This window comes from Rhodococcoides trifolii, from assembly GCF_014635345.1.
GTDB classification, from domain to species: domain Bacteria; phylum Actinomycetota; class Actinomycetes; order Mycobacteriales; family Mycobacteriaceae; genus Rhodococcoides; species Rhodococcoides trifolii.
On sequence record NZ_BMCU01000001.1, the window covers coordinates 402,411 to 421,322 of the forward strand.

At 65.0% G+C, this 18,912-nt stretch carries 14 protein-coding genes; 11 read left to right on the top strand and 3 right to left on the bottom strand.

Annotated elements, in window-relative coordinates:
- Positions 1 to 21 precede the first annotated feature (21 nt).
- The 6 genes from IEW02_RS01905 to IEW02_RS01930 all read left to right on the top strand — a co-directional run bounded on the left by IEW02_RS01905 (position 22) and on the right by IEW02_RS01930 (position 6,081).
- Positions 22 to 1,101 (top strand): ABC transporter ATP-binding protein, encoded by a 1,080-nt coding sequence (locus IEW02_RS01905; RefSeq protein ID WP_188543013.1) that lies wholly within the window; start codon positions 22 to 24, stop codon positions 1,099 to 1,101.
- 123 nt (positions 1,102 to 1,224) lie between these two features.
- Positions 1,225 to 2,346, top strand: a complete 1,122-nt coding sequence (locus tag IEW02_RS01910; protein ID WP_188543014.1) for a sugar ABC transporter substrate-binding protein — start codon at positions 1,225 to 1,227, stop codon at positions 2,344 to 2,346.
- A 6-nt stretch (positions 2,347 to 2,352) separates the two neighbouring features.
- Entirely contained in the window at positions 2,353 to 3,132 is a 780-nt protein-coding gene (locus tag IEW02_RS01915; RefSeq protein WP_188543015.1) for an ATP-binding cassette domain-containing protein, read from the top strand.
- Positions 3,129 to 4,577 (top strand): sugar ABC transporter permease, encoded by a 1,449-nt coding sequence (locus IEW02_RS01920; RefSeq protein WP_188543016.1) that lies wholly within the window; start codon positions 3,129 to 3,131, stop codon positions 4,575 to 4,577. The genes IEW02_RS01915 and IEW02_RS01920 overlap by 4 nt, the downstream gene beginning before the upstream one ends.
- A 74-nt stretch (positions 4,578 to 4,651) precedes the next feature.
- A complete protein-coding gene (locus IEW02_RS01925; RefSeq protein WP_229745728.1) occupies positions 4,652 to 5,740 on the top strand; it encodes an ROK family protein in 1,089 nt (362 codons plus the stop codon).
- Complete coding sequence (locus IEW02_RS01930; RefSeq protein ID WP_188543018.1) at positions 5,737 to 6,081, top strand: hypothetical protein; 345 nt, start codon at positions 5,737 to 5,739, stop codon at positions 6,079 to 6,081. Before IEW02_RS01925 ends, IEW02_RS01930 begins: the two co-directional genes overlap by 4 nt.
- A gap of 353 nt (positions 6,082 to 6,434) precedes the next feature.
- Here the strand turns inward: IEW02_RS01930 and IEW02_RS01940 are convergent, their stop codons facing one another.
- Both IEW02_RS01940 and IEW02_RS01945 read right to left on the bottom strand, forming a co-directional pair.
- Positions 6,435 to 7,901 (bottom strand): mannitol dehydrogenase family protein, encoded by a 1,467-nt coding sequence (locus tag IEW02_RS01940; protein ID WP_188543019.1) that lies wholly within the window; start codon positions 7,899 to 7,901, stop codon positions 6,435 to 6,437.
- Complete coding sequence (locus IEW02_RS01945) at positions 7,898 to 8,920, bottom strand: NAD(P)-dependent alcohol dehydrogenase (RefSeq protein ID WP_188543941.1); 1,023 nt, start codon at positions 8,918 to 8,920, stop codon at positions 7,898 to 7,900. Before IEW02_RS01945 ends, IEW02_RS01940 begins: the two co-directional genes overlap by 4 nt.
- 119 nt (positions 8,921 to 9,039) lie before the next feature.
- Between IEW02_RS01945 and IEW02_RS01950 the strand changes: the two genes are divergently transcribed.
- The 5 genes from IEW02_RS01950 to IEW02_RS01970 are packed head-to-tail and all read left to right on the top strand — an operon-like array spanning position 9,040 to position 14,307.
- A complete protein-coding gene (locus tag IEW02_RS01950; RefSeq protein ID WP_268236688.1) occupies positions 9,040 to 10,008 on the top strand; it encodes a sugar-binding transcriptional regulator in 969 nt (322 codons plus the stop codon).
- A gap of 12 nt (positions 10,009 to 10,020) precedes the next feature.
- Positions 10,021 to 11,361 carry an ABC transporter substrate-binding protein gene (locus IEW02_RS01955; RefSeq protein ID WP_188543020.1) on the top strand — a complete coding sequence of 447 codons (1,341 nt, stop codon included), beginning with the start codon at positions 10,021 to 10,023 and terminating at the stop codon, positions 11,359 to 11,361.
- Positions 11,358 to 12,308, top strand: coding sequence for a carbohydrate ABC transporter permease (locus tag IEW02_RS01960; RefSeq protein WP_188543021.1), 951 nt, complete (start codon positions 11,358 to 11,360; stop codon positions 12,306 to 12,308). The genes IEW02_RS01955 and IEW02_RS01960 overlap by 4 nt, the downstream gene beginning before the upstream one ends.
- The gene (locus IEW02_RS01965) at positions 12,308 to 13,189 is read left to right on the top strand and encodes a carbohydrate ABC transporter permease (RefSeq protein WP_188543022.1); all 882 of its coding nucleotides are present in this window, start codon (positions 12,308 to 12,310) and stop codon (positions 13,187 to 13,189) included. Before IEW02_RS01960 ends, IEW02_RS01965 begins: the two co-directional genes overlap by 1 nt.
- A gap of 11 nt (positions 13,190 to 13,200) precedes the next feature.
- The gene (locus IEW02_RS01970) at positions 13,201 to 14,307 is read left to right on the top strand and encodes an ABC transporter ATP-binding protein (RefSeq protein WP_188543023.1); all 1,107 of its coding nucleotides are present in this window, start codon (positions 13,201 to 13,203) and stop codon (positions 14,305 to 14,307) included.
- 62 nt (positions 14,308 to 14,369) lie between these two features.
- On the opposite strand, the gene IEW02_RS01975 is transcribed toward IEW02_RS01970, so the two are convergent.
- Positions 14,370 to 18,872: an EAL domain-containing protein gene (locus IEW02_RS01975; RefSeq protein ID WP_188543024.1), complete on the bottom strand. Its 4,503-nt coding sequence runs from the start codon at positions 18,870 to 18,872 to the stop codon at positions 14,370 to 14,372.
- Positions 18,873 to 18,912: the final 40 nt, after the last annotated feature.

Below are 18,912 nucleotides of genomic sequence, written 5' to 3' on the forward strand. Positions count from 1 at the left end.
GGTGAAGGAGAAGCACTCATCATGGCAACAGTTGCGTTCGAGAATGTCACCAAACTGTTCGACGGGAGCGACAAGGCTGCGGTCGACAGTCTCGATCTCGCAATCGAGGACGGTGAGTTCCTGGTGCTCGTCGGTCCGTCGGGGTGCGGGAAGTCCACGTCGTTGCGCATGCTTGCCGGACTCGAAGAGGTCGACCGCGGCGCGATCACCATCGGTGGCAAGGACGTCACCGAGTTCCAGCCGAAGGATCGCGACATTGCTATGGTCTTCCAGAACTACGCCCTCTATCCGCACATGACGGTCGGCGAGAACATGGGATTCGGCCTGCGCATCGCCGGTGAGGACAAGGCCGAGATCAAGCGCCGCGTCGAGGACGCCGCCAAGATCCTGGACCTGACCACGTTCCTCGATCGCAAACCCAAGGCGCTGTCCGGCGGGCAGCGTCAGCGTGTGGCCATGGGGCGCGCCATCGTCCGCAAGCCGCAGGTGTTCCTGATGGACGAACCGCTCAGCAACCTCGACGCGAAGCTTCGGGTGCAGACCCGCGCTCAGATTTCGGCACTGCAGCGCCGACTCGGAACCACGACCGTGTACGTCACCCACGATCAGGTCGAGGCCATGACCATGGGTGACCGCGTTGCCGTACTGAAAGACGGTGTGCTGCAACAATGCGACACGCCCCGGCGGATGTACGCGCACCCGAACAACGTCTTCGTCGCCGGATTCATCGGCTCGCCGGCCATGAACCTGCTCGAACTCCCACTGGTCGACGGCGGCGTCAGCTTCGGCGGCGCAGTCGTTCCGGTTCCTCGAGCGGCCATCGCCGGAATCGGGGAGAGCTCGGTGACACTGGGCGTGCGACCGGAGGATCTCGAGATCACGACGGGGCCGGGCCTCGAGGTGACCATCGACGTCGTCGAAGAGTTGGGCGCCGACGCGTACGTCTACGGCCAGGCCGACGTCGACGGCACGCAGCAGCCCATCGTCGTGCGCGCCGACGGGCGCATCCCTCCGCGTCGCGGCGAGACGATCACGTTGTCGTACGCCGCCGAGCGCACACACCTCTTCTCGACGGTCACCGGCCAGCGCCTCGTCGACTGACATATCTGGTACGTACCACTTTTGTCGAAACAGTGTTGTTCAGGTCACAGTGCGGGTTATGTTGTCGCTCGCAACTAAAGCCGCGCCGTCGGGGCCGGCTGGACCGGAAGGACATTTTTCGACATGCAGAACACGAGAATCGCCGTCGCAGTGGCCGGCGTCGGAATCATGCTCGCCGTGACCGCCTGTGGCAGCAACAGCAGTGGCGGCGACAGTGGATCGTCCGACAGTGGCGGCAGCGGCAACGGCGGAACCAAGGTAGGCGTCATCCTCCCGGACACCAAGTCCTCGGCCCGATACGAGTCGCAGGACCGCCCGCTCCTGCAGAAGGCGCTGTCGGACGCGGGCCTCGACCCGATCATCCAGAACGCCGAGGGAGACACCACCAAGTTCTCCTCCATCGCCGACTCGATGATCAGTCAGGGTGCCAAGGTGATTCTGATGAGCAACCTGTCGTCCGAATCCGGTGCGGCAGTGCAGAAGAAGGCGAAAGAAGCCGGCGTCGCCACCATCGACTACGACCGCCTCACCCTCGGCGGATCCGCCGACTACTACGTGTCCTTCGACTCCAATACCGTCGGCAACCTGCAAGGGCAGGGTCTGGTCGACTGCATCGGCGCCAAGCCCGGCGCGCAGGTGATCCAGATCGACGGCTCGCCCACGGACAACAACGCGACCCTCTTCAAGGCCGGTGCGCTCGAGGTTCTCCAGCCCAAGTACGACGCGGGCGACCTGCGTCTCGCGGGCGACCAGGCAATCCCCGAGTGGGACAACCAGGTCGGCGGCACCACGTTCGAGCAGCTCCTCACCGCCAACGGTGGCAAGGTCGACGGTGTCCTCGCGGCCAACGACGGTCTCGCCGGTGCGGTCATCACGGTGCTGCAGAAGAACGGCCTCAACGGTCAGGTTCCCGTCACGGGACAGGATGCGACCGAGGACGGCCTCAAGGCGGTGCTCCGCGGCGACCAGTGCATGACCGTCTACAAGGACGTCGCGCAGGAAGCAGCGGCAGCAGCCGAGCTCGCGATCGATCTCGCCAAGGGTGACACCGCCGCGGCCGACGCCAAAGCGACTGCCACATCGGAGGATCCGACGGGCAACCGTCAGGTCAAGTCGGTGCTCCTGACCCCGGTCACGATCACCAAGGACAACGTCAAGGTGGCCGTCGACGGCGGTGCGGTATCGGCGAGCGATCTCTGCTCGGGTGACCTCGCGCAGGCGTGTGCCACTGCCGGAATCTCCTGACCGGACATGGGTGATTCGATCCTCGAACTCCGAGGTATCAACAAGAGCTTCGGGCCGGTGCACGTGCTGCACGACGTCGACCTCACCATCAAGGCAGGTGAGGTGACGGCGCTCGTCGGTGACAACGGCGCCGGCAAGTCGACGCTCGTCAAGTGCATCGCCGGGATTCACGGCACCGACTCGGGCGAGACGCTCTTCGCCGACGAGCCGGTGGTCGTCGGTAGTCCGAAAGATGCTGCGGCGCTGGGTATCGAGGTCGTGTATCAGGACCTCGCGCTCTGCGACAACCTCGACATCGTGCAGAACATGTTCCTCGGACGCGAGCGAACGTCCAAGGGCTTGCTCGACGAGGCGTCGATGGAGCAGGCGGCGCGAGACACCCTCGCGTCGTTGTCGGTCCGAACGGTCAAGTCGGTTCGGATGCCCGTGGCTGCGCTGTCCGGTGGACAGCGCCAGACGGTGGCCATCGCCAAATCCGTTCTGTGGCAGAGCAAGGTGGTTCTGCTCGACGAGCCGACCGCCGCGCTGGGCGTCGCGCAGACGAGGCAGGTACTCGATCTGGTTCGGCGCCTCGCCGACTCCGGCGTCGGTGTTCTCCTCATCAGCCACAACATGAACGACGTCAAGGAGGTAGCCGACTCGGTTGCCGCCCTGTTCCTCGGGCGCATGGCCGCGCAGGTGCGTGCGGAGGACGTGAGCGTCGGACAGATCGTCGAACTCATCACCACCGGCCGATCCGGCGACCTCGGATTGGCCAAGGCAGAAGCGAAAGCAGTGACGATATGACAGCCGACGTGGGAACGCCGGGAAATGCCGACCGGCCTCCGGCCTCCCCGGAAAGCCAAGCGGGGAGCGACTTCTCGATCGACACCGAGCAGCAGTCCTTCTCCGGAGCGGGCCGCGATTACGTGGCCCGCTTGCGGGGCGGCGAGTTGGGCGCCCTGCCCGCTCTCGCCGGACTGGTCGTACTGCTCATCGTGTTCACCGCGCTGTCCGATCAGTTTCTGACGCTGAACAATCTGGCGAACCTGCTCACGCAGGGCGCAGCCACGGCGCTCATCGGTATGGGACTGGTGTTCGTTCTCCTTCTCGGGGAGATCGATCTGTCGGCCGGTACCGGATCCGGTGTCGCGGCCGCGGTGCTGGCCCTGCACTACACGCAGGGAGGAAACCTTCTGGGCGGCATGGGAACCGGCGTGTTCATCGTGTTCTGCGCGGTGCTCCTGGTCGGTGGTGTCCTGGCGGCCATCACGAAGTTGTGGGCGGGCACCGTCCTCGCGGCGATCGCCCTGCTCATCGCCCTGATCGGCGTACCGGCCAATCCGTGGATCGAGATCCTGTTGGCAGTGTGTGTCGGCGGCACCATCGGGTGTCTGACGGGGTTCCTCGTCTCGCGGGTCGGCATTCCGTCGTTCGTCGTGACACTGGCTCTGTTCCTCGCCTGGGGCGGTGTCGTGCTCCAATTGATCGGTGAGGGCGGCACTCTCGGTCTGTCCGACAACACGGTGCTCTTCGCAATCGCGAACCGCAGTCTGCCCGCCTGGGCGAGTTGGGTGTTGTTCGCCGTCGTGGTCGGTGGCTACGCCGCGGTCAACCTCATCCGGCAGCGAAGCCGAATTCGCAAGGGTCTGATCGCTCCGCCGACCGCCTTGCTGGCGCTGAAGATCGGTGCCCTCGTGGTCTTCGGCGCGTTGGCCACGTGGGCGATGACGGTGAACCGAAGCCCGAACCCGGCTCTGCTCACCATCTCCGGCATCCCCTACGTGGTTCCGATCGTGGTGGTGATCCTGGTGATCGCCACGTTCGTTCTGGATCGCACCTCCTACGGTCGGCATGTCTACTCCGTGGGCGGCAACGCGGAAGCGTCTCGTCGAGCCGGCATCGACGTGCGACGAATTCGGATGAGCGTCTTCATCGTGTCGTCGACCATCGCGGCGGTCGGTGCCATCGTGGCGGCGTCGAAGGTCGGTTCGGTGGATCCGCAAGCGGGCGGCGGTAATACGCTGCTGTTCGCGGTCGGAGCTGCGGTCATCGGTGGAACGTCACTGTTCGGTGGGCGAGGTCGAGTTCGGGACGCAGTGATCGGCGCCGCCGTCATCGCGATCATCGACAACGGCTTGCGATTGCAAGGTCAGTCCGCGGCGGTGGTCTCCATCGTCACGGGTCTGGTCCTGCTCCTCGCCGCCAGCGTGGATGCTCTGTCTCGTCGCAGGTCACCTGTTGCGCGATGAGTCCGCGGCGAGTTGCCCGCGAAGACAGGGGAACTCGACCCGACGGAATCCGTCGAGCCAACCGGACCGCGGTGGTGCGGAGCATTCACCTCGGTGGTCAACGCACCCGTAAGGATCTCGCGGACCGCTTGGAGCTCAACCGCAGCACGATCAAGGCCGTCGTCGACGAACTCGTCGGCGACGGCCTCGCGATAGAGAATCCCGATTCGAGCGGTGGCAACGCGGGCCGGCCGTCACTGGTCGTTGCGCCCGTGCCGTCGTCGGTGTGGGTGGTTGCGGTCGACGCCGCCATCGACTGGCTGACGGTCGCCGCCGTCGGACTCGGTGGGTCGGTTCTGGCCGAGGTTCGCCTCGAACCACCTGCGGGAGAGTTCGACCCACAGGTCCTGGTGCGTCTTCTGGGCGACGCGGTCACGAGTATCGGTGCGCGGTTCGACCGGCCGCCCAGCGCAGTGGGCGTCGCGGTCCCCGGTCTGGTGCGGTCGTCGGACAACCTGGTGCGCTCGGCTCCCAACCTCGGCTGGGTCGACGTTCCACTGGGCGACATGCTCGCGGCCGAGACCGGGAGCGACGTGTTCGTGGGCAACGAGTCCAATCTGGGTGCGCTCGCCGAGCACGTTCGAGGTGCGGCACGTGACGTCGACGACGTGGTCTACCTGATGGCGGACGTCGGTGTCGGCGGCGGCGTGATCAGTAGCGGCGTCACCGTCGTCGGGGCCGGCGGATACGCAGTCGAGTTGGGCCACATGGGAATCAACGGCCGACGCCGGTGCCGGTGCGGGTCGCTCGGTTGTTGGGAGACAGAGGTGGGCAGGTTCGCGATGCAGCGTGCAGTCGGCTTACCCGAGCACGCGACGATCGACGAGTTGTGCGACCGGCTGCAGTCCTGCACACCCGGTGATCCCGTCCTGGATTCGTATGCCGAGTGGTTGGCCTTGGGGCTACGAAATGTCGTGGCGATGTTCGACCCACGTGTCGTCGTGTTCGGTGGGTTGTTCGCCGATCTGCTTCCGGCGGTGCAGGATCGGCTGGTGGCGTCGTTGGCGGAGTCCCTGGTGGTGCGGCAGTTCGGTGTGCAGTTGCGGCCGGCGGCTTTGGGGTCGCGGGCGTCGCTGGTGGGGGCGGCGGAGGTTGCCTTCGCGACGGTGCTGGACCGGGTGTGAGGGCTGCGCTGCTCCCGGGTGCCGTCGGCGTAGTCGGCGGCTCTGCGCGCAACAGCAATTCCCTTGCGCTTGCCCAGACGCCCCAGCACATCATGGAGTTCGGCGGTCGTGGCTCCGGCGCGACGTGCCGACTCCATGACGCACACAGCTTGGTCGAACGTGCCCGCGCAGGCGGTGTCGACGGCGGTGCGGGCGAGCGTGGTGACGAGCAGTCCGTCGACCACTGTCACGTCGTGCGCGTCGAGCGACACCCGATGCACGACGCGCGCAGCCCGATACCCTCCGCCGTTCCCGTGACAGGAGAAGTGCACGGTCTCGTAGTCGGGATGCAACAGCGGTAACCCGTGCAACGCCGCCGCAGAGTGGTGGCTGACAGCTGAATTCGAGGTGCCGCGCAGCGCTGCCGCACGGACTTGCGCCACGTACTTCTCTCGCGCGGCGAGCGCGTCCCAGTCCTCGGTTGCCATGAGCGCGCCGTGACGAATACGCGTCAGGTCGCCACTGCGCAGACCCCTTCGGATGGCGGAGTTGGACAGGCCGCGATGGTGCGCCTCGCGGCGCGTGAAGTGTTTCTCCGGCATGTCACGAGTCTTGCGTCCCGCTGCAGGCCGCGGAAGCCCCGTTCGCGCTGCCTGTGGATAACGGATATGCCCTGTGCACAATCGCTGGGCAGGAATCGCCGGGCCGGGCAGGATCAGCGCCCCTCCATCAACCCTTCCAACGTCGCCCGCGCACCACGCGAGTGCAGGGACTCGAGCGTCGCGGAGTACGCCTCCACGAACCGCGCGTTGTCGGCCAGGTCGCCGAACAGTCGCCGGTTCTCGATGAATGCGGTTCCGCCTTCGCGGGCCAGGGGGACTAGTGAGTCCTTCAGCTGATCGACGATCTCGATCGGTTCGCCCTGCTCGTCGGTGCCTTCGGCGTACCGGGCCCAGGAGGCCACGACGGCCGCCGACAGTTCCACGGATCCGCCGGACTCGATGTTCAGGCGAATGACGGGTACGAGCCACGTCGGGATTCGGTCCGACGACTCCGCACACAGGCGGGCGACCGTGTCGCGGATCTCTGGGTTCGAAAAGCGTTCTATCAGTGTGTGTTTGTACTCGGTCAGATCGATTCCGGGGACGGGGTGCAGCGTAGGCGTGGCCTCGTCGTCCATGTAGGCGAGGAGAAAGCGCTGCCACAGCGGATCCTGCGCAACCTCGTGCACCAAGCGGTATCCGGCCAGATAGCCGAAATAGCAGAGCGCTTGGTGGCTCGCGTTCAGCAGTCGGAGCTTCATGAGCTCGTACGGTGTGACGTCGTCGACCAGTTGGACTCCGGCGTCCTCCAACGGGGGTTGTCCCACCGAGAAGCTGTCTTCGAGAACCCATTGCGTGAACGGCTCGCCCGCGACAGGCCATTCGTCGTCGATACCGAAGCGCTCGGAGATCTGTGCGACGACGTCCGGTGTGGTGGCCGGGGTGATGCGGTCCACCATCGAATTCGGAAAGCGCACTTCGGCTTCCATCCACTGCGCCAGAGCGGGATCCTTCAGGCGCGCGTAGGCGGTGAAGGTCGACCGCGCCATGTGGCCGTTCTCGGGGATGTTGTCGCAGGACATCACGGTGAACGGCGCGATGCCGCGGTCACGTCGACGAGCCAACGCCTCCACGACGAGGCCGAAGGTGGTTGCGGGCAACGCACCCGGCTGAAGGTCCTGCTGCACAGCAGGATTGGCGGCATCGAATTCACCGGTGGTGGGGGAGAAGTTGTAGCCGCCCTCGGTGACCGTGAGCGAGACGATGCGCGTGGTCTCGGCTGCGAGCTTTTCCACGACTGCGTCGGGATCGTCGGGCGCGAAGAGGTATTCGACGATGGAACCGATGACGCGAGTCTCCCACGTACCGTCGGCGTGCTTGAGTGCCAATGTGTAGAGGCAGTCCTGGGAGGCCATGACCTCCTTCATCTTCCGATCACCCGGAAGGACGCCGACGCCGCAGATTCCCCATTCGGTGGCTTTGCCGTCGTTCAGCAACCTGTCGACGTACATCGCCTGGTGCGCGCGATGGAAGCCGCCGACTCCGAAGTGAACGATGCCCGCGGTGACCGTCGACCGGTCGTACGTCGGAACGGCGACCGAATCGACGACGTCGGTCAACGATGCAGCGTTCAGCTTCACGAGAGTTCCTCCTGTGTAGGTGTCAGGGTGACCACTGCCTTGATACTGCCGGGTTCGCGGTCGGCGTTCAGCGCTTTCTCGACGTCGGGCAGGGCGAATCTGGCGGTTACCATCGAATCCAGATCGATTGCGCCACTGCGCACCAGCGACAGCGCCGTCGGCCAGGTGTTGGCGTAGCGGAACACACCCGTGAGCAGAAGTTCACGGTTCTGAATGACCGAGACGGGCAGCGCGTACTCGTCGCCGCCCATCCCGACCAGGACGACGCGGCCGGCGGGGGCCACGGCGTGAATGCCGTCGACGACCGCGCGTGGGGCGCCGGACGCGTCGACGAACGAGTCGACGCGCAGCGCGCGGACGTCCTCCGCCGCAGGATCGATCGCCTGCGTGGCGCCGAACCTCAGCGCATTGGCGCGCCGTCCTTCGGCGATGTCGGAGACGATCACCTCGGTGGCGCCGAACGCGCGAGCCACCTGAGCGGTCACGAGTCCGACGGGCCCGGCGCCGGCGATCAGAACCGAGGATCCGCCGGTGATCGCGGCCTTGCGGGCCGACGCGATGCCGACCGACAACGGCTCGAACAAGGCGGCGGCGTCGTCGGAGATTGCGTCGGACACCTTGTGCGCGAAGGACGATTGGATTGTCACGTACTCGCACAGCGCGCCGTCGATGGGCGGAGTCGCGTAGAACTCCATGTGCGGACACAGGTTGTAGACGCCGCGCCGCGACTCGTCGCTCGTCGGATCAGGGCGCTGCGGCTCGATCGACACGCGTTGCCCGACGCGATCGGGTGAGACACCGCCGCCGACGGCCACGATGAGCCCGGACGCCTCGTGTCCGAGGACGATCGGACTCTCGACGACGAACGAGCCGATGCGGCCCTCGCGGTAGTAGTGGGCGTCCGATCCGCACACCCCGACCGACGCGACCCGAACGAGTACCTCGTCGTGGGCGCAGGTGGGAACCGGACGCTCCTGAACGTCGATGACACCCTGCTTCATCAGCACGCTGGCCTGCATCGTCGCCGGAATGTCGGGCTTTTCGCCTGAAACTGTTGTGTGGATCACACCTTAATGTTAGCTTAATGAGCAGATGAACACCATGTGAGCATTTGCTCACTCCTCGGGGAGGTGAAGCCGTGACCGGAGCAGTACTCAACACCGACGACCTCCGCCTCGCCCTACGTGCCGCGACGATGTACCACCTCGACGGCGCAACCCAGGCCGAGATCGCCGCAAAACTCGGCGTCTCGCGGCCCACGGCCGGCCGACTGGTGGCACGTGCGCGGGCGCAAGGGTTGGTGCGCATCGAGATTCGTGTGCCGGACGCGCTCGGGGGATCGGTGCACCCGGATCTCGAACGATCGGTCGAGCGCAAGTTCGGAATCGACGAGGTGCTGATCGTGAACAGCAACGTGGACGAACACGACGGCCGGTACGACGCACTGGGGCGCGCGGCGGCATCGGTATTGATCCGGCGGGTACAGCCGAGCCACACCATCGGGTTCACCTGGGGTCCGGAAACGGTGGCGGTGGCGCACGGACTCGCGAATCGCACCGGGCGATGCGCGCGCGTGGTGCAGCTGGACGGGTCGATGAGCGCGGCGGCCGATTACCAGACCGGGGTCGACTACGTGTTGGGGCAATGTGCCGAGAAATTCTCGGCGTCGACCATGCGGTTGAACGCCCCTCTGTACGCCGATCCCGCGACAGTGACTGCGCTGCATCAGGATTCCGTCATGTCGAAGGCGCTGGAGGCAGGTCGCAGCGCAGACGTGATGTTCTTCGGACTCGGCCCGGTGTCGACCTCGACCACGTTGTTCGAGGGCAGCTTCATCGACTCGGCGGTGCTGTCCGAGCTGGACGAACTGGGAGCCGTCGGTGAAGTGGGTGGGCGGTTCTTCACGTCCGACGGCAGCGACGTCGGCGGGTCTTTGCCGCCGCGCACCATGTCGGTGTCACTCGACGACATCAGGGCGTGCGCCCACACGATTCTCATCTCTGGTGGAGCGCGTAAGCACGAGGCCATCCTCGGTGCGCTCCGCGGCGGACTGGCGAAAATTCTCGTGACCGACATCGCCTGTGCACACATGCTTTTGGATAGCTAGAAGGGAACGGGTATGAAAAAACTGATAGCACTCGTCGCGGCAACCACACTTGCCGCGACCGGGTGCGCCGGGGCGGGTTCGTTCGGAGGTGACGGCGGAGGAAAGACCATCACCGTGGCCATCGTCTCGAATTCGCAGATGGCGGACGCTATTTCGCTGGCTCCCGAGTTCGAGGCCGACAACCCGGACATCAATCTGAAGTTCGTGTCGCTCTCGGAGAACGAGGCTCGTGCCAAGATCACCGCGTCGGTTGCCACCGGCGGTGGCGAGTTCGACGTGGTGATGATCAGCAACTTCGAGACCCCGCAATGGGCAGCGAACGGCTGGCTCACGAACCTCTCCGAGTACGCCGATGCAACACCGGGATACGACGAGAACGACTTCATTCCCACGCTCAAGGACTCTCTGTCCTACGAGGGCAGCATGTACTCGGTTCCGTTCTATGGTGAGTCGTCGTTCCTGATGTACCGCAAGGACCTACTGGAAGCGGCCGGCATCACCATGCCGACCGAACCCACCTGGGACCAGGTCGCCGACGCCGCCGCCAAGCTCGATCAGCCCGGCATGTCGGGTATCTGCCTTCGCGGAAAGCCCGGTTGGGGTGAGGTTCTCGCTCCACTCGACACGGTCATCAACGCGTTCGGCGGTCGCTGGTACGACGAGAACTGGAACGCACAGCTGAACAGCCCCGAGGTCGTGAAGGCGGTCCAGTTCTACGTCGACCTCGTCCGCACCCACGGCCAGGCCGGCGCGGCCACCAGCGGGTTCAGCGAGTGCGGTACGCAGCTCGCGCAGGGTCAGACGGCCATGTGGTACGACGCCACTTCGGCGGTGTCGGTCCTCGAGGACCCCACCTCCAGCAATGTCGTCGGCAAGATCGGCTACGCCAAGGCGCCGTCGGCGGCCAAGAGCGACAACGGCTGGCTGTATTCCTGGGCCCTCGGTATCCCGAAGACCTCGGAGAACCCGGACGACGCATGGAAGTTCGTCTCCTGGATGACGAACAAGGAGTACCTGAAGAAGGTCGGCAACGAGCTCGGATGGTCGCGTGTTCCTCCGGGAAGTCGCCTGTCCACGTACGAGATTCCCGAATACAAGGAAGCAGCGGCCGCGTTCGGCCAGGTGACTCTGGATTCGATCAACGGCGCCGACCCGAACAAGCCCACGGTGCAACCGGTGCCGTACACCGGCGTGCAGTTTCTGACGATCCCCGAATTCCAGGATCTGGGAACGCGGGTCAGCCAACAGATCAGTGCCGCAGTGGCAGGACAGAAGAGCGTCCAGGACGCGCTGGATCAAGCGCAGCAGTACGCCGAAGTGGTCGGCAAGACGTACCAGGAGGGCCAGGGATGACCACAACCGAAGTGAAGTCGGCGCAGGCCGGTTCGGACAGATTCGTTCCGCGTCCGCGGACGATCTCCAAGGCGGAGGGGTGGCGTCGCCGCGGGCCGCTGCTGCCGGCGATGGTCTTCGCGATCATCGTCACGCAGGTTCCGTTCCTCTTCACGCTGTACTACTCGACGCAGTCGTGGAACCTCGTGCGGCCCGGCTCGCGACAGTTCAACTGGCTCAACAACTACGTCGACGTCTTTCGCGACAGTCAGTTCCGTCAGGTCGCGCTGAACACTGTGATCATGATCGTCGGCACGGTCATCATCTCGGTGGTGCTCGGACTGCTGCTCGCGCTGCTGCTGGATCGAAAGTTCATCGGCCGCAGCCTGATCCGCACGTTGCTCATCACCCCGTTCCTCATCACCCCGGTGGCCGGTGCGTTGATCTGGAAGACCACCATGTTCGACCCGGTCTTCGGCCTGATCAACTTCGTCCTCAGCCCGTTCGGTGTCGACGAGATCGACTGGGTCTCCCGGTTTCCGCTCGCATCGGTGATGACCAACCTCGTCTGGCAGTGGACTCCGTTCATGATGCTGCTGATCTTGGCGGGGCTGCAGTCCATGCCCAAGGACATCGCCGAAGCAGCGAGAGTCGACGGTGCCGGACCGGTCAAGCTCTTCCGTGAACTGACGCTGCCGCATCTACGCCGCTTCATCGAACTCGGCGCCGTGCTCGGCGCGATCTACCTCATCAACACCTTCGACGCCGTGTACATGATGACGTCGGGTGGACCGGGTGTCGCGTCGTCGAACCTGCCGTTCTACATCTACCAGCGCGCCTTCCTCGGATTCGACATCGGGCAGGCCGCGGCCATGGGCGTCGTCACCGTGGTGGCCACCATCATCGTCAGCACCCTGGCGCTGAGACTGATCTTCAAGAGCTTCAGTGGAACCGAGGAGGCTGCGTGATGAGCACTGCTACCGACAAGAGGGCAACCGAGGGCAACGCGGAAACCCCGACCCCGCTCACGCGAAAAGGCAAGTGGGGGCCCAGTTCACTCTGGTCGCTCGTGGCCTGGATCGCCGGCATCGTGTTCTTCTTCCCCGTGCTGTGGATGGTGATCACCGGCTTCAAACAGGAGGCCGACGCCTACACCCCGACCCCGAAGATCTTCTTTGCGCCGACGCTCGATCAGTACCGCGGCGTGCTGGACAGCGGCATCGGAACGACGCTGCTGAACTCGGCGTTCGCGACGATCGTCTCGACCGCTCTCGTTCTCCTGCTGGGTGTTCCGGCCGCGTTCGCGCTGTCGCTGCGCCCGGTGAAGAAGACGCAGGACGTTCTGTTCTTCTTCATCTCCACCAAGATGTTGCCCGTCGTGGCGGCCATCGTGCCGCTGTACGTCATCGTCGGGGACATCGGAATGCTGGACAACATCTGGACCCTGGTGATCCTGTACACCGCGATGAACCTCCCGATCGCGGTGTGGATGATGCGCTCGTTCTTCCTCGAGGTGCCGAGCGAACTGCTCGAAGCCGCCAGCATGGACGGCGCGTCGCTGTGGACCTCGGTGCGCGAGGTGATCCTGCCTCTCGTCTCACCCGGAATCGCGGCCACGTCGCTCATCTGCGTGATCTTCTCGTGGAACGAGTTCTTCTTCGCCGTCAACCTCACTGCCGTTCAGGCACAGACCATTCCGGTGTATCTCGTCGGATTCATCACCGGTCAGGGTCTGTACTGGGCCCAGCTGTCCGCCGCTGCGACGTTCGCAGCCCTCCCCGTCGTCCTCGCCGGATGGTTCGCGCAGAACAAGCTCGTGCGCGGCCTGTCCTTCGGCGCAATCAAGTAGGAGAAGAAACAATGGCTGCAATCGCGTACAAGCAAGCATCGTGTGTCTACGAAGGGGCCGACAAGCTCGCCGTCGACTCCCTCGACCTCGATATCCAGGACGGCGAATTCATCGTCCTGGTCGGCCCGTCCGGATCCGGCAAGTCCACCGCCCTGCGGATGCTCGCGGGCCTGGAGGAGATCGACGGCGGTGCCATCGAGATCGGCGGCAAGAACATGGTCGGTGTGCCGTCCAAGGACCGCGACATCGCCATGGTCTTCCAGAACTACGCGCTCTACCCGAACAAGACGGTCGGGGAGAACATGGGATTCGCGCTCAAGATGCGCGGAGTGAGCCTCGAGAAGCGACAGGCGCGTGTCGCGGAAGCGGCGAGGTTGCTCGACCTCACCGAGTATCTCGACCGCAAGCCGGGCAAGCTCTCCGGCGGTCAGCGACAGCGAGTTGCCATGGGGCGAGCCATCGTTCGTGAACCCCAGGTCTTCTGCATGGACGAGCCGTTGAGCAACCTCGACGCCAAACTGCGCGTGCAGACGCGTACGCAGATCGCCGCGTTGCAACGCCGGCTCGGCACCACCACCGTGTACGTGACTCACGATCAGGTCGAGGCCATGACGATGGGTGACCGGGTGGCCATCCTCAAAGACGGCAAGCTGCAACAGTTCGCAGCGCCGACGGAGCTCTACGACCATCCGATCAATGCCTTCGTTGCCGGGTTCATCGGGTCACCTGCGATGAACCTGTTCACAGTGCCGGTGGTGTCCGGTGGCGTGAAGATCGGTAACTCCACCCTTCCGCTCGAGCGTGCGCAACTCACGGCGCTGGCGGCGAGCGGTGTCGACACCGTGACGGTCGGTCTGCGACCCGAGCAGCTCGCCATCGGCGAGTCGACCGGCGAGGGACTGTCCGTGGTCGTCGACCTCGTGGAGGAACTGGGTAACGAGTCGTACCTGTACGCGCACTTCGGTTCCGGAGACATCCGTGGCCTCGACGGAACGGCCGCGTCCATCGTCGCGCGCTCTCCACATCGCGCGCCGGCCCGGATCGGGGATACGATCACTCTGAACAAGCAGGACGGCCTCGTCTACCTGTTCCACCCCCAGACGGGCGCGAAGATCTAGCGCCCCCGGAACTCGGGTGCGGCAACGTGTACTGGCACCGTTGCCGCACCCGATCTACCTGTTCACGAACTCAGCTTGATGAGATCGATCAACGACTCCAGCGGCATCGGCTCGGCCAGGTGGTATCCCTGCGCCAATTCGGCTCCGAGGCCGCGTACGTGGGTCATCAACGATTCGTCGGCGACCCCCTCGATGACGACCGACGCGTCGAGGGCATGTGCCAATTGCACTGCAGCAGTGAGAATCTGAGCTCCACGCGCATCTTCGCCGGCACGCTCGAGCAGTGAACGGTCGATCTTGATGACCCCCGGCTCGAGGCTGTCCAACAGTTCCAGGTTGGAGTAGCCGATGCCGAAGTCGTCCACGCTGATGGTGGCACCGAGCCGGCGCAGAACGCTCAGGCTGTCTCGTGCTCGACCGCCCGGAGCCAACAGTACCGATTCGGTCACCTCGATCAGCAGCTTCTCGAATCCACCGGCAGGCCGCCACGCGAGCAGCCAGTCGACGGTTTCCCGCTCCTGCAACTCGGTACCCGACAGGTTGACGGCGACCCGCGGCTGTTTGTCCTTCAACGCATCGGCCATGGCGTTCATGTCGCGGTCCACGGCGCGCAGGATGAGCTGTCCGAGCGCTCGCAACTGTCCCGTTTCCGCGGCGATGTCGATGAACCGGTCGGCGGAGACGATCTCGTCGTCCCGCTGCCACCGCACCAGGGCTTCCACCATCGCGATGTCGCCGGTCGCGACGTCGTACACCGGTTGGTAGTACATGACGAAGTCATGGTGTCGAACGGCTTCGGCGATGTCGTGCCGCATGGCGGCGCGTTCATCGGCGACGCTGTTCATCTCCGGTGTGAAGTACGCATGCCGGTCCCGGCCGTGCTGTTTCGCCGAATACATTGCGGTGTCGGCGTTGTGCAGCAGTTCCTCGGCTGTCGTGCCGTCCTGGGGGTAGAGCGCAATTCCGATCGACGCCGACACGAACGCCAACGTCTCACCCAGCGCAACCGGTTCGCGCACTGCGGCCAGCATCCGCAGTGCCAGGCTGTCGACGTTGTCGAGGTCCTGCATGCGAGTGACCAGTATGGCGAACTCGTCGCCGCCCAGGCGGCCGATGACGTCGTGGCGGCGGGCGACGGTCTGCAGTCGACGCGCGACGGTGGCGAGCACCACGTCGCCGGACCGGTGGCCGAGACGGTCGTTGACCTCCTTGAAGCCGTCGAGGTCGACCCAGAGGATCGCCACCCCGCCGGCATTCTCGGAAACGGCCTCTTCCGTCCTGGCTCGGAAATACGACCGGGTGAGTAGGCCGGTCTGCTGATCGAACTGCTCGTGCATCGCGAGTTCGGCACTGATCTCCCGCATCCGGGACACGTCGTGAACGACAGCAATCCGGCGGGGGCCGAACGTCGTGTCACCTTTGCCGACCGCCAGGAACTCGACGCTGACCTGGCGGGCAATTCCGTCGCTCCTCGTGAGGCGCCGGGATCCGACGTCTGCGTCGGACCGAGCTTCGAAGGGAAAGTCGCCGGCGGATCTCGCCGTGGGTTCCGGTTCGAGCAGTACCGGCATGGGAGTGCCGACGAGTGCCGACGGGCGGTAGCCGACCATCTCGGCGAATCTGTCGTTCGCGCGGAGTATGCGGTCGTCGTCGTCCAACACGAGGACGCCGAACACCTCGGTGTCGAACAACCCGGTGAGGACGGCCGAGTTCTCCCCGGCCACCTGTTCGATCATGTGTCGGTCGGTGACGTCGAGTGCACTACCGATGTAGAAGCTGTCGTCGGCGTCGGCGGGGTTCTCGACGAACGATACGGATTCCTCGATCCATCGTTCCGATCCGTCCGGCCTGATGATCCGGTACGCGATCTCCCATTGCCGACTGGCCGATGCGGTCGCCGTCGCGACGCGTGCGCGATCGTCGGGGTGGACGGCGTCGAGAAGGAGTGACGGTTCGGCGAGAACGCGCTCTCGGTCGAGTCCGTACAGACCCTCCACCCGGCTGGTCAGGAGGGTCAGTTCACCGGAAACGCTTCTCTGCCAGACCAGTTCGCGTACCGATTCGGTCACCACCTGCAGATTTGCCATTGCACGTTCACGGCGTCGACGCTCGGCTGCCATCTCGCTGACGTCGATCACCACCACGATCGCGCCGACCGTCTCGGACCCGGTTCCGACGTACGGCTGGGTCTGCACGAGCAGATCCCGTGTGTCGCTCGACAGTTCGATGATGGCGGACTTGTTGCTCGCGATGGTCTCCCGAAGCGAGCGATCCAAATCCGGCACCTCGATGGTAGTGGGGACAGCCGGAAGTGGGCGGCCGATGTCCTCGGGAATCAGGGAGAACAGTCGCACTGCGAGGGGGGTGTAGCGCGTGACCCGCAGATCTCGATCGACGAGTACCAGGCCGTTGGTCAGCGAGGTCTGAATGTTCTCGAGATCGTTGTTCGCTTGCGCCAGTTCGGTGCTGCGCACCTGGAGTTCTTGGTTGAGGGTCGTGAGTTCCTCGTTGGTCGCCTCGAGTTCCTCGTACGACGCCTGCACTTCCTCGGAGGACGCCTGCAGTTCCTCGGAGGACGCCTGCAGCTCCTCGTTCATGGCCTGGAGCTCTTCGTTGGACGCGGTCAGGTCCTCCACCGTCGCCTGCAGAGCTTCCTGCGTCGACTCCAGTTCGGCGGATACCCGCAACACATCGGAGTCGCCTCCGGCGGTCGTGATGAAAACACGTTCGGCCCCGTCCGCAGGCAACGCGAAACTGACCAGCGCGCTCAGGCCGTCGCCGACCATTCTCGTGGCCGTCACGGTCACGGCCTCGGGACCGTTGCCGACGTCCCGGACGATTTCTCCCGGGTCGCTGAATCGCAACTGGCTCAGCATGGCGCGAATTGCGAGGCGATACGGCTCTCGAAGAAGCTCGCCCACATGGCCGGAGTGTGGGCCCTCCGCCACCGAGCACCACAGCGACACGTCGCCGATCACCTCGACGAGTCCGCCGTGCTCGTCGACGACGAGCGTCGGAGAAGCCAAGGTGCGCAGCAGTTTACGGTACATTCCGACCGAGGGCCTGGCCGCCTGTGTCTCGACGCGGCTCGGTTCCGGCGCGACCCTCGGGATGCTGGAGAATCGCGCCATCGGCAGCGCCGAGGAGCGGCTCGAGACGCGTCGGCGATACAGCCTGAGTTCGTGCTCGACCACGGTGAACAACGCGTCGGCCCGCGGCACTCTCTCCGACTGGCCCAAGAGCAGGAGCCCGTTCGGTTCCAATGCGAACTGGCAGATGTGCAGAACACGTTCTTGGAGATGAGATTGGAAGTAGATCAGGGTGTTCCGTAGCGACATCATGTGGATGTGCGGAAACGGAGGATCGAACGCGATGTTGTGCCGGGCGAAGACGATGCTCTCCCGAAGTGCCGGAACGACTTCCCACTCGTCGCCGATCTGCCTCATCCACCTTGTACGCAGTCGCTCGGGGACGGCCTCCACGCTCGCGGTGCTGTAGCGGCCGCGTCTGGCCACGTTCAGCGCGCGATCGTCGAGGTCGGTGGCGAAGATCTTCACCCTTTCGGACATGTCCTCGCGCACGTCCCCCAGCGCTTCCGCGGCCAGCATGGCCAGGGTGTAGGCCTCTTCGCCGCTCGCGCAACCGGCGACCCATAGGCGCAGGGTTCCGCCGTCCAACTCCGCGACCAGCGCGTCCAGGTGCTTCGTCAGCCCGTTCCAGACGTCGGAGTCGCGGAAGAACGCGGTCACTGTCACCAGGAGCACGCGTGCGAGCGCAGTGACCTCGTCGGGCTCGGCGTGCAACCGGTCGACGTACTCCTTGAGGCTCGGGGCATCGACCGTGCGTTGTCTGCGACCGATCTGTCGCCGGACGGTGGACCGCTTGTATCCGGAGAAGTCCATCCCGGTCGTCGCCAACAGAACTGCGTTGACGTCGTCCACCAAGGTCTCGTCCGCGGTACTCATCCCGAACGAATCGAAGGCGTCGGCGATCGGGGTCTCGATGCGCAGCAGTTGGGCCAGTCGGGGAACGATCTGTCCGACCGGAAGTACCAGGTCGACCGCACCGGTGGCGAAGGCGGCGCGCGGCATGGCGTCGTACGGCGTCGACTCCGGATCTTGTATCGCGACGATCCCACCGGCCGCCTCGATTGCTTCGACGCCTGCGGCGCCGTCGTCGCCGGTACCGGAGAGCACTACCGCCACACTCCGGCTTCCGAACGCCTCCGCGGCCGAAATCAGCAGATGGTCGACGCTGGGCCAGGGGCGGCGCTCGTCCGAAGGTGCGACCACGTCGACGTGATCCGCGCGGACCAGCAAATCCAAGCCCGGTGGCCCCAGCAGGACGGTGCCCGGTTCCAGCGAGTCGCCGTCCTCGGCCTCGACCACCCGCAGAGTCGTCTTCCGGCCCAGAATGTCTGCGAGTTGGCTCGGCTCTTCCGGGGACAGGTGTTGGGCGACGACGAAACACCAGTCGGTGTTCACGTCTACCGTGCCGAACAGTTTCGAGAGGGCTTCGATACCGCCCGCAGAGCTGCCGATCGCGACCACGGTCGGAGCGGTCATTGCACTAGCCCTTCATCAAACCTTTCAACAAAGATGCGTC

Coding starts and splice junctions, on each gene's coding strand:
- IEW02_RS01905 (WP_188543013.1), top strand. CDS start 22: ATGGCAACAGTTGCGTTCGAGAATGTCACCAAACTGTTCGACGGGAGC.
- IEW02_RS01910 (WP_188543014.1), top strand. CDS start 1,225: ATGCAGAACACGAGAATCGCCGTCGCAGTGGCCGGCGTCGGAATCATG.
- IEW02_RS01915 (WP_188543015.1), top strand. CDS start 2,353: ATGGGTGATTCGATCCTCGAACTCCGAGGTATCAACAAGAGCTTCGGG.
- IEW02_RS01920 (WP_188543016.1), top strand. CDS start 3,129: ATGACAGCCGACGTGGGAACGCCGGGAAATGCCGACCGGCCTCCGGCC.
- IEW02_RS01945 (WP_188543941.1), bottom strand. CDS start 8,920: ATGCAGGCCAGCGTGCTGATGAAGCAGGGTGTCATCGACGTTCAGGAG.
- IEW02_RS01955 (WP_188543020.1), top strand. CDS start 10,021: ATGAAAAAACTGATAGCACTCGTCGCGGCAACCACACTTGCCGCGACC.
- IEW02_RS01960 (WP_188543021.1), top strand. CDS start 11,358: ATGACCACAACCGAAGTGAAGTCGGCGCAGGCCGGTTCGGACAGATTC.
- IEW02_RS01965 (WP_188543022.1), top strand. CDS start 12,308: ATGAGCACTGCTACCGACAAGAGGGCAACCGAGGGCAACGCGGAAACC.
- IEW02_RS01970 (WP_188543023.1), top strand. CDS start 13,201: ATGGCTGCAATCGCGTACAAGCAAGCATCGTGTGTCTACGAAGGGGCC.
- IEW02_RS01975 (WP_188543024.1), bottom strand. CDS start 18,872: ATGACCGCTCCGACCGTGGTCGCGATCGGCAGCTCTGCGGGCGGTATC.